The organism is Paracoccus sp. R12_2, assembly GCF_017744015.1.
Classification (GTDB): Bacteria; Pseudomonadota; Alphaproteobacteria; order Rhodobacterales; family Rhodobacteraceae; genus Paracoccus.
Genome location: NZ_JAGHRA010000042.1, coordinates 1 through 2,130, shown reverse-complemented (window position 1 = coordinate 2,130; position 2,130 = coordinate 1). Strand labels below are relative to the sequence as shown.

Here is a 2,130-nt window from a genome sequence, read left to right as displayed (position 1 = left end):
GAGCAGATCGTCACACATGACGAGGACTGGTATCGGGCCCACGGCGTCGATTGCCGGTTTGGGCAGGCGGTGGTGCAGATCGACCGCGAAAACCGCGTGGTCCATTCCAATCACAGCAGCGCCGAATATGACGCGCTGGTCATTGCCACAGGATCGGCACCGTTCATCATCCCGGTCCCCGGCAAGGATCTGCCCGGCGTCGTCACCTATCGCGATCTGGAAGACACCAACGCGATGATCGAGGCCGGCGTGGCGGGCAAGGACGCAGTCGTGATCGGCGGCGGGTTGCTGGGGCTGGAGGCAGCGGCGGGCATGGCCGCGCGCGGTGCAAGTGTCACCGTCGTTCACCTGATGGGCCATCTGATGGAACGGCAACTGGACCCTGCGGCGGGCTATCTGCTGCAGAAGGATCTGGAATGCCGCGGCATCAAGGTGCATTGCGCCGGCGCGACCAAGGCGATCCTTGGCCAGACCCGGGCCGAGGCCGTGCTGCTGGAAGACGGCACCGTTTATCCCGCCGATCTGGTCTGCATGGCGGTGGGCATCCGCCCCGAAACCCGGATCGCCACCGACGCAAGGCTGGAGATCGAGCGTGGCGTCGTCGTCGATGACGCGCTGCGGACCAGCGATCCGCATATCTTCGCACTGGGGGAATGTGTCGAACATCGGGGCCAGCTGTTCGGCCTTGTCGCGCCGCTTTACGATCAGGCCAAGGTGCTGGCGAAGACGCTGCTGGACGAACGGGCCGAATTTCGCCCGGTTCATACGGCGACCAAGCTGAAGGTCACCGGCTGCGATCTGTTCAGTGCCGGTGATTTCGCCGAAGCCGAAGGGCGCGAGGACATCGTCTTTCGCGATCCAGGTCGCGGCATCTACAAGCGGCTGGTCCTTGAGGACAACAAGATCATCGGCGTCGTCATGTATGGCGAGACGGGCGATGGCAGCTGGTTCCACGGCCTGATGAAGGACGGAACCGATGTCGAAGAGATGCGCGATACGCTGATCTTCGGTCCGGCCTTTCAGGGCGGCGGCGCACCCGACCCGATGGCGGCTGTGGCAGCCTTGCCGCCCGAGGCGGAAATCTGCGGTTGCAACGGCGTTTGCAAGGGCAGCATCGTTCAGGCCGTCCAGAACGGTGCGACCACGCTGGAGGCGGTGCGCGGCTGCACCAAGGCCAGCGGATCCTGCGGCACCTGCACCGGGTTGGTCGAGCAGGTGATGCGGCTGACCCTGGGTGACGATTTCGCCGCCCCCGCGCCGGCGGGGATGTGCAAATGCACCGATCACAGCCACGAGGATGTGCGCCGCCTGATCAGGTCGATGGGGCTGAGATCGATCCCCGCCGTCATGCAGGAACTGGGCTGGAAATCGGTCGGCGGCTGCCATTCCTGCCGCCCGGCGCTGAACTTCTATCTGCTGGCGGAATGGCCGCTGGACTATCGCGACGACCGCCAGTCGCGCTTTGTCAACGAACGCAACCACGCCAATATCCAGAAGGACGGCACCTATTCGGTTGTGCCGCGGATGTGGGGCGGTGTGACCACCCCGGCCGAGCTGCGGGCGATCGCGGACGCCGCCGACAAATACGGCGTGCCGATGCTCAAGGTGACCGGCGGCCAACGGATCGACCTGCTGGGTGTCCGCAAAGAGGATCTGCCGCATATGTGGGCCGATCTGAATGATGCAGGTCTGGTCAGCGGACACGCCTATTCCAAGGGGTTGCGCACGGTGAAGACCTGCGTGGGCAGCGAATTCTGCCGCTTTGGCACGCAGGATTCGACCGGGCTGGGCATCCGGCTGGAAAAGCTGCTGTGGGGGTCATGGACGCCGCACAAGGTCAAGCTGGGCGTGTCGGGCTGTCCGCGCAACTGCGCCGAGGCGACCTGCAAGGATATCGGCATCGTCTGCGTGGACAGCGGCTACAATATCAGCGTCGCGGGCGCCGCCGGGATGGAGGTCAAGGAGACCCAGCATCTGGCCTCGACGCCCTCCGAGGATGAGGCGGTGCAGATCGTCGCGGCGTTCGTCCAGCTGTATCGCGAACATGCGAAATACCTGGACCGGGCCCATAAATGGGTCGCCAAGGTCGGGCTTGATTGGGTCATCGCCCAGGTTGTGGACGATCTGGAT

Annotated in this window: 1 protein-coding gene; it reads left to right on the top strand. The window is 64.6% G+C overall.

The genetic code is table 11. The features are described 5' to 3' along the window. Positions 1–2,130, top strand: a 2,130-nt coding sequence (nirB, locus tag J7359_RS19780) for a nitrite reductase large subunit NirB (protein WP_209059962.1), incomplete at both ends; no start/stop codon positions are given.